This window comes from Streptomyces lushanensis (assembly GCF_001700515.1).
Classification (GTDB): Bacteria; Actinomycetota; Actinomycetes; order Streptomycetales; family Streptomycetaceae; genus Streptomyces; species Streptomyces lushanensis.
Genome location: NZ_MAUD01000371.1, coordinates 25,605 through 34,661, shown reverse-complemented (window position 1 = coordinate 34,661; position 9,057 = coordinate 25,605). Strand labels below are relative to the sequence as shown.

The 9,057-nt window shown below is 70.5% G+C and carries 6 protein-coding genes and 1 pseudogene; all 7 read left to right on the top strand.

Translation table 11 applies throughout. The features are described from left to right. Positions 1–1,506: pseudogene (locus tag BFF77_RS26505) on the top strand (hypothetical protein); the annotation flags it as partial. A 121-nt stretch (positions 1,507–1,627) separates the two neighbouring features. Beyond that, the gene (locus BFF77_RS26500; protein WP_079125519.1) at positions 1,628–4,480 is read left to right on the top strand and encodes a discoidin domain-containing protein; all 2,853 of its coding nucleotides are present in this window, start codon (positions 1,628–1,630) and stop codon (positions 4,478–4,480) included. Between the two features lie 518 nt (positions 4,481–4,998). Then, positions 4,999–6,003 (top strand): amidohydrolase family protein, encoded by a 1,005-nt coding sequence (locus BFF77_RS26495; protein ID WP_066954428.1) that lies wholly within the window; start codon positions 4,999–5,001, stop codon positions 6,001–6,003. Between the two features lie 6 nt (positions 6,004–6,009). Next, positions 6,010–7,062, top strand: coding sequence for a DODA-type extradiol aromatic ring-opening family dioxygenase (locus tag BFF77_RS26490; RefSeq protein WP_066954425.1), 1,053 nt, complete (start codon positions 6,010–6,012; stop codon positions 7,060–7,062). Further along, on the top strand, positions 7,059–7,736 hold the full coding sequence (locus tag BFF77_RS26485) for an RraA family protein (RefSeq protein WP_066954421.1): 678 nt from the start codon (positions 7,059–7,061) through the stop codon (positions 7,734–7,736). The genes BFF77_RS26490 and BFF77_RS26485 overlap by 4 nt, the downstream gene beginning before the upstream one ends. After that, a complete protein-coding gene (locus BFF77_RS26480) occupies positions 7,733–8,419 on the top strand; it encodes an RraA family protein (RefSeq protein WP_169922731.1) in 687 nt (228 codons plus the stop codon). Before BFF77_RS26485 ends, BFF77_RS26480 begins: the two co-directional genes overlap by 4 nt. Further along, positions 8,416–9,051: a 4-carboxy-4-hydroxy-2-oxoadipate aldolase/oxaloacetate decarboxylase gene (locus BFF77_RS26475; RefSeq protein WP_066954418.1), complete on the top strand. Its 636-nt coding sequence runs from the start codon at positions 8,416–8,418 to the stop codon at positions 9,049–9,051. Before BFF77_RS26480 ends, BFF77_RS26475 begins: the two co-directional genes overlap by 4 nt. The last annotated feature ends 6 nt before the right edge of the window (positions 9,052–9,057 follow it).

Sequence of the window (9,057 nt, the reverse complement as noted above, 5' to 3'; positions counted from 1 at the left end):
TACGCCTTCTCGGTGGCGCCGGACGCCATGAGTACGGCGGGCGCGCGCGGGAGCGCCCGCTGGGACCTCACCCTCCAGCCTGGCGAGGAGACCGTACTGGGCGTGGTGCTGGAGATCGGGGACTCGGCCGGGGCCGTGGCGCGCGACGCGGCGACGGTCGCGGCGTCCTTCGCGGCGGAGTTCGACGCCGTGGCCGAGCGCTGGCGCCGGACCTGGAACAGCGCCTTCGAGCCGGGCAACACGGAGTTCTCCGGGCATCTGCCCACCCTGCGCACCGAGGACGCGGACCTGGCCCGTACGTACTATCTGGGCGCGCTGCTGGCCGTCTATCTGCGCAACACCAAGGTCAGTCCGGTCGGTCCGGTGTTCCTGACCGGCGGGCCGCGCCTGGGCGCCACCACCACCTTCTTCTGGGACATCTCGGAGTGGGCCAGGACCGCGGCCCTGCTCGAACCCGACGGTCTGCGCCGCTGGATCCTCGCCGCGCTGGCGCAGCCGTACGAGCGGTGCCACTCCTTCGACACCCGCAACCTGCTGCCGGTCGGCAACCACTACTCGGCCAACGACCACGCGCTCTTCAGGACCGTGAAGGCGTATGTGGGAGTGACCGGCGATCTCGGGCTGCTCGACGAGCACGCGGGCGGACGGCGTGTGCTCCAGCATCTGCGGGAGATGGCGTTCCGCCCGAACACACTGCGGGCGACCTTCGGCGGGGGCGTGCTGGCCGACTTCGGCCGGGACGCCTGGGAACTGCTGGAGTGCGTGCCGAACTACCGCGACGCGGTGGTCTCGCTGAACGCCGGTTACACCGGGATGCTGCGTTCGCTGGCCGCGCTGCTGCGCGCGCTCGGTGAGGGGCACGAGGAGGAGGCCGCGGTGGCCGAGGCCGAGGCCGCCGAACTGTCCGCCGCCGTGCTGGGCCAGTACGCCGGGGACGGGCGCTGGATGATCTCCCACCCGGAGGGCGACGAGGTCATCGGCCACTGCCTGGACTTCGAACTCGTCGCGGCCGACATGGCCGAGGATCTGTCGGCGGACCAGCGCGCGGAGATGGTCGACTTCGTCACCGGACACCTGCTGGACGGCGACTGGATGCGCGCCCTCGATCCCGGCGACCCGATCGCGCCGCTCTCGGACCGGCCCGACCACGGCGCGGCGGGCGCCTTCGCGGCCTGGCCCGGGGCCACCTCGTTCGGGCTCTGCCGGCTGGGCCGCCCCGATGTCGCGGCCGATGTGCTGCGCCGCGCGCACCGCGCGACCTCCGGCGGGCTCTGGGGCCAGGCCATGGAGGTCGCCGAGGACGGCGGCTACCGCGTCGCGGGCCGGGGCGTGGCGAACCGGGACAGCAATGCCGCCGTCGCCGTGACGGAGGCCGTCCTCGCGGGGCTCTTCGGTATCGAGGCCGGAGTCGAGTCCCTGAGCAAGGACATCGGAACGACCCGTACCCCGTACGGGCGACTGGAGAACGTCCGGGCCATCGGCTTCGACCTGCCCAGGTCGCGGTAGAGCCGGTCCGGGGGACCGTGCGGCCGTGCGCGGGAACGCACGGCCGCACCGCACGGAAACACCTGTACCGCCCTCTCGCACCACCCCTACTCACAGGACCCCGACTCGAAGGAGAGCCGTCATGGGGCAGGAGAGTACGACGCGGAGAGTGATCCGCGGATTGGGACGACCACGCGGGTACGCACTGGTGGTGGCGCTGGCCGTCGCCGTACCGCTGGCGATTCCCGGCAGCGCGGTGGCCGGAAACGCCACGAGCACCGGGAACGAGTCCGTGCGGGCACTGGCGGCGGGACCGCCGACGCCCGCCCAGCAGTGGGACACCCTGAGGGCCAAGCTCGCCGGTATCAAGGGCGTGTGGACCGACCAGGCCTACTCGGGTTCGGTCTCGAACGCGATGCCCAACACCGCCCTGCTCGGGAACGGTGACGTCGGAGTGACCTCCGGCGGCAGCACGGGCGTCAAGACGTTCTACGTCTCCAAGGGGGACTTCTGGAACGCCAACCCCAGCCCGAGGCCGGCCCCCATCGGCGGGGTGACCATCACCGGCACCACCGTCCAGACCGGTGACAATCTCGCCATCGGCGCACGGGCGACCGCCAGCAGCACGGAGGGTTCCTTCACCCCCGACCGGGCCGTGAACGGCCAGTGGGGCAACGGCTACGAGGGCTGGGTCTCCCAGGTCGGCAAGCCGCAGTGGATCACCCTCGACCTGGGCTCCGTCAAGACCGTGGGCCGCTACGTCATACGCAACGACAACGCCGCGCGCCCCGGAAACGCGGCCTTCAACACCAAGAACATGGCGTTCCAGACCAGTGCGGACGGCACCAACTGGAACAGCGTCGACACGGTGCAGAACAACACCGCCGATGTCATCGACCGGTCCGTCACCGCCGTACAGACCCGGTACATCAGGATCAACGTCACCGAGCCGACGCAGAGCACAACGCCCGACTCGACGCAGAACCCCCGGGCGCGGATCGGCCAGATCGAGCTGTACGCGCAGAGCGGGGGTGGCACTCCCCCGCCGGCCGCGCCCTTCCGCGAGGAACAGAACATCGTCGACGGCACGATCGCGACAACGATGTCACTGTCCAGCGAGCCCGTGTCCATGAAGACCTGGCTGGCCGCCGACAAGAACGTCCTGGTCACCTCCGTCACCTCCACCGGCAGCCGGCCGGTGCAGCTCCAGGCGTCGACCTACGCGGGTGCCACCACGCCCAACTCCGCCTACAGCAACAGCGCGGGGGCGGACGGCCAGGTGATGTGGGCCGAGCGCGCCACCGCCTCCGGCAGCAGGTGGGTCTCGCGCGGGGCGCTGGCGACCACGGTCCTGGGCGCGTCCGCCGTACAGGCACCGACCGTCTCGGGCGCCACCGCGAAGACGGTCTTCACCCTTCCCGCGGGCGCGACCGCGCACGTCGTCACCCAGATCGGCGGCGGCGGCCAGAACCCGTCGGCGCCGCACAACGACGCCGTGACCCAGGTACGCGCCCAGACCACGGCGTCGCTGGCGACGCTGGACACCCAGCGCGCCGACTGGTGGAAGAACTACTGGATGCGGTCGGCCGTCGAACTCGGCGACACCGTACTGGAGAAGTTCTACTACGCCGCGCAGTACTTCATCGGCGCGTCCAGCCGGGCCGGGAAGACCGCCCCGGCCCTCTACGGGATCTGGACCACCACGGACTCACCGCAGTTCAGCGGTGACTACCACCTCAACTACAACGCGCAGGCGCCGTTCTACGGCGTCTACTCCAGCAACCGTCCGGAACTCTCCCTGCCGTTCCACGAGACGATCCTGGCGTACGTCCCCGAGGCACAGCGCCGGGCCAGGCAGGATCTGAACCGGGTGAAGCCCGACTACATCAGCGGGCGCTTCCCGAGCGGCGGTGTGCCCGCCGGTGTGCTCTTCCCCGTGGGCATCGGCCCGTACGGGACGACCACCGACGACCAGTACCACCAGCAGGTCTCCAACTCCCTCTTCTCCGCCTCCCAGTTCATCTCCTACTACGAGTACACGCAGGACACCGAGTTCCTCAGGACCAAGGCGTATCCCTTCCTCAGCCAGGTCGCGCAGTTCTTCGAGAGCTATCTCGAACGCGACTCGGCGGGCAAGTACTCGATGTGGAGCGGTCCGCACGAGGGCACCTGGGGCAAGAACTCCTCGGCCGACATCGGTCTGCTCAAGCAGGTGCTGTCCACCCTGATCGCGGGCAGCCAGAAGCTCAATGTCGACGCCGGCCGCCGCGCCACCTGGCAGAACATCCTCGACAACCTGCCGGCGCAGCCCACCACGGTGTTCAACGGGAAGACGGTGTACTCACTGGTGAGCCCCGGCACCATGCAGGGGTCCGACACCCGGGACATCCACCCCGGGGACAACACCATCAACCTCGAATTCGTCCAGCCGGCCGACCAGCTCGGGATCAACTCGGACCCGGCGAAGCTGCGTGTCGGTGTGGACACCCTCGACGCCATGAACTCGTGGGGGCAGGACAACAGCTTCCCCAAGGTGTTCAACCAGGCTGCCCGGGTGGGGTATCCGGCGCAGTCGCTCATCGACAGGTTCAAGCAGGTGATCACCTCGCACCTCGCGCCGAACCTGCGGATCGCCGACTCGTTCCACGGTATCGAGAAGTCCGGGGCGACCGAGGCGGTCAACAGCATGCTGGTCCAGAGCGACCAGGGGATCATCACCCTGTTCCCGGTCTGGCCGGCGGGCAGGAACGCGAGCTTCTGGCAGCTCCGCCAGAAGGGGGCGTTCGTGGTGTCCAGCGCGAAGGAGGGTGACCGCGTCAGCTATGTCGAGGTCACCAGCAAGGCCGGCGGCACACTGCGGCTGAAGAACCCCTGGTCCACGGGCACCTTCACCGTGACCGACGCCAGTGGCGCGGCGGTGCCGTTCACCACGGCGAACGGGGTGATCTCCGTCCAGACGGCGGTGGACCGGACGTACCGCATCGTCCCGGCCTGAGCCACGCCGGGGTGCTGCGGGACCGCGCGGTCCCGCAGCACCCCGGTTCACCGCGCCGGGTCCCGGCGCATCGGCATCAGCACATCAGCATCAGCAGGACCGCGCACAGCTCGTGGCCCGCCCCGGTGGCGTCGTTCGCACCGGGGCGGGTTTTCGTTGTCGAGGGGTGGCAAGTACGGACACCACCGGTCCACCGGCGGAAATTTCGCCTAATGTGGCGTTCTAGCGGCCGGTGATCCGGTATCGATGGCGCTTTCCGTCCACCGGTGCACGTTTCCTCCCTGTCGATACGCATTTATGCTCCCCCCGGGAGCCCGGTCCCACGTGGGGTCCGGCACAGGGACAGGGCGGCCCGAGGGCCTCCGGTCTCCCTCGCATACCTCTATGCGGAATTCTCGTGCAACCTATTCCGTATAGGGCGCAGCATCCTTATGGTTCAGGACACCCGGACAGGAGCCTCAGGGGCTCCACCGGCCACGGCGGGCACCGCCCGTTCCGGCCACTAGGAGGGCAGCGCCATCTATATCGACGTCCACGGGCATGTCACCGCCCCCGACAAGCTCTACGCGTACAAAGCCGGACTCCTCTCCCATCGCGGCGCCCATGGCCGCGGGCACGCGGGAGTGACCGAGCAGCATGTCGTCGAGGCGCTCAACGCGCCGCATCCGAGTTTTGGGAAGATCTCGCATCTGCGGCATCTCGACGAGGCCGGGGTGGACATCCAGTTCATCTCACCGCGCCCGTTCCAGATGATGCACAGCGAGAGCCCGGCCAAGCTGGTCGAGTGGTTCACCGCGGAGACCAACGACGTCATCGCGATGTGCTGCGCGGTGGACAGCCGCTTCCGCGGTGTCGCGGGGATGCCGCAGTCGATGGAGCTCGACCCGGCCGCGTGGACGCGGGAGCTGCGGCGCTGCGTCAATGACCTGGGCTTCGTCGGCGCGACCCTGAACACCGACCCGTACGAGGGGCTGCGCCAGCCGCCGGCCATCGGGGACCGCTTCTGGTACCCGGTGTGGGAGGCGCTGTGCGAACTCGACGTCCCGGCCATCATCCACTCGGCGGCCTGCCGTCCTCCGGCCAGGGAGAGCTACTCGCTCCACTTCGTCCAGGAGGAGACCCTCGCGGTGGCCGGACTGCTCCAGTCCACCGTCCTCGACGACTTCCCCGAGCTCAAGATCGTCGTGTCGCACGGCGGCGGGGCCGTCCCGTACCAGAAGGGCCGCTTCTACCCCGCGGCGCTGCGGGCGGGCACCACCTTCGAGGAGCGCCTGCGCCGCCTGCACTACGACACCTGTCTCTACACACGTGACTCGATCGAGTTCCTCCTGCGCACCGTCGGTGTCGACCGCTGTCTGTTCGGTACGGAGAAGCCGGGCACCGGCTCGGTGAAGGACCCGGAGACCGGCCGCTGGATCGACGACATCCATCTGCTCATCGAGGACATCGACTGGCTGACCGACGACGACAGGACCGCGCTGTTCGAGACGAACGCGGTCGAGCTCTTCCGTCTGGAGGTGTGAGGAGGCGTGAGCGATCTCGTACTGGGCGTGGGCACCTCCCACGGCCCCCTGCTGAACACACCGCCGGAGGACTGGGGGCAGCGGGCCGCGGCCGACCGGGCCAACCGGGCGCTGGTCTTCCGGGGCGCGGAGTATCCGTACGACGACCTGCTGGCGCTGCGCGCCCCGGGGTTCGCGGCCGAATGCGACCTGGAGACACGCCGTCGGCGCCACCGGGCCTGCCGGGAGGACATCGAGGAGCTGGGCCGGCGGATCAAGGCCGCCGCACTCGACGTCCTGGTGGTCGTGAGCAGCGACCACAAGGAGGTGTTCGGCGACGAACTGCTGCCCCAGTTCGCCTTCTACTGGGGCGACACCATGCGGCACGAGCCCTTCACCCAGGAGCAGCTCGACTCCATGAAGCCGGGGCTGGCCATCGCCGAGGTCGCCAATGTGCCCGCCAGGAGCACCGTCCGTCCCGGGCATGCCGCGCTGGCCCGGCATCTGATCGAGCGGACCTCGGCCGCGGGCTTCGACCCGGCCGCGTCCCGCGCGCTGCCGCCCGGGGAATGGGGCAATTCGGGGATCCCGCACGGCTGGGGCTTCCTCTTCGAGCAGGTGCTCGGCGGTGGCACGACACCGCCGACCGTGCCGGTCTTCGTGAACACCTTCTGGGAGCCCAACCCGCCGTCCGCCGCCCGCTGTTTCGACTTCGGCGTCGCGCTGGGTGAGGCGATCCGGAACTTCCCGGAACCGTTGCGGGTGGGGATCGTCGCCTCCGGCGGGCTGAGTCACTTCGTCATCGACGAGGAACTCGACCGCGCCTTCCTCGCCGCGCTGACCGACCGGGACAGCGGCCATCTGCGCTCCCTGCCCGACGCGGTACTGCGCTCGGGGACCTCGGAGATGCGCAACTGGATCGTGGTCGCGGGAGCGCTGCACTCCTCCTCGCTGACCGCCGAACTGGTGGGCTACGAGCCGTGCTACCGCGCCGAGGCGGGCACCGGATGCGCGATGGCGTTCATGACCTGGCAGAACGAGCCCGCTGCCGATGCGGACGCTCGCCGGGACGCGTCATGACGGCGCCGGACGGTTCCGCCCTGGTGGAGCGGCTGCGGGCGCTCGACTCCTGCGCCGTGTCGGACGCGCTCGACGCGTACGGCCTGTCCACGGTGGTGCTCGGGCCCGCGCCGGTCTGGCCGGTTCCGCGTGTCGTCGCGGGGCTCGTCCGTACGGTCACCGTCGGCCCGCGCCGGTCCGACCGGCCCGCCGGCCATGTCGCCGCCGCCGCCGTGGACATCTCCGGACCGGACGATGTGCTGGTCATCGCCAACGACGGACGGACGGACGTGTCCTGCTGGGGCGGGATACTCAGCCGCGCCGCGCTCGCCCGGGGCATCGCCGGGGTGGTGGTCGACGGCGCCTGCCGGGACGCCGCCGAGAGCGCCGGTCTCGGTCTGCCGGTCTTCGCACGGGCCGTGGTGCCCGTCAGCGCGCGCGGACGTGTCGTCCAGTACGCGATGGACGAGCCGGTCCGGTTCGGTGACATCACCGTACGGCCGGGCGACTACGTCATCGCCGACGGCAACGGCGTCGCCTTCGTGCCCGGGGCCGACGCCCACCGTGTCATCGGCTTCGCCGAGCGCGTCGTCGCCCGTGAGACGGCCATGGCCGACGCGGTCGCCCAGGGGCGGCCGGTGGCCGAGGTCATGCATGACAGTCAGTTCCCCACGACCGAGGAGTCCGGCGCGTGACCGACGAAACCGCCGCCCGTGAGCCGGCCGCGGCCGACGGCACGGCGCATCCCCTGTACGGCTACTCGACCGCCACGGTCTCCGACGCGCTCGACCGGATCGGCAGGGAGGGATGTCTGCTCGGCATCGGCCCGCTGTTCGACGGCGCGCGGATCTTCGGGCGGGCCTACACCGTCTCGTACACCACGGCCGGACACCCGGCCGGCACGGTGGGCGACTATCTGGACGACATGCGGCCCGGCGATGTGGCGGTGCTCGACAACGGCGGCCGTACCGACTGCACGGTGTGGGGCGACATCCTCACCGCCATGGCGGACGACCGCGGTATCGCGGGCACCGTGATCGACGGGGTCTGCCGCGATGTGCGGCGGGCGCTCGACGTGGGCTATCCGCTGTTCACCCGCGGCCGTTACATGCGCACCGGCAAGGACCGGGTCGAGGTCCGGGACGTCCAGTGCCCGGTGAGCGTCGGCGGTGTCCGGATCGCGGCCCGTCAGCTCGTCATCGCCGACGCCGACGGCGCGGTCACCGTACCGCCCGAGGTCGAGGACGACGTGGCGGAGATCTGCCGCACCATCCATGAACGCGAGTCGCGCATCGTCGACGACGTACTCGCGGGCCGCTCCCTGGCCGAGGCGCGTGCCGCCCACGGCTATCACCTGCTGCAGAGGAACCAGGCATGACCACCGCCCCGACCGATCCCACGGACACCGCCGTCTTCCTGCGGCTGGGGACCGCGACGCTGTACGAGGCGTCGAAGCTGGACTGCTTCCTTCCGCCGCGCATACGGCCCGTCTGGCCCGGCGCCGCCGTGGTCGGCCGGGCGCTGCCGGTGGCCACCGCGCCGGCCGACAATCTGCCGCTGCACATCGCGCTCGAACACGCCTCGCCGGGCGATGTGCTGGTGGTCGACGGACAGCGGGAGGCCTGCGGCTACTGGGGCGAGGTGCTCACGGCGGCCGCACAGGCGCGCGGAGTGGCGGGGCTGGTGATCGACGGCGGTGTGCGGGACGTGGACCGCCTGCGCGAGCGTGGTTTCCCGGTCTTCAGCTCCTCGATCGCGGTGCGTACCACGGTCAAGGACGACACGGGCACGGTCGGCGACCCCATCACCCTGGGCACCGCCACCGTCGGCCGCGGGGATCTCGTCGTGGCCGACGCCGACGGCGTCGTGGTGATTCCCCGGGCGTCGGTCGCGTCGGTGCTGGAGCGCGGCCGGGCGCGGGAGGCCGCCGAGGCGGGCTATCTGAGCCGGATCTCCGGAGGCGAACTCACCCTGGACATCTACGGTTTCCGACCGGCCGGCACGGACTGAGCCACC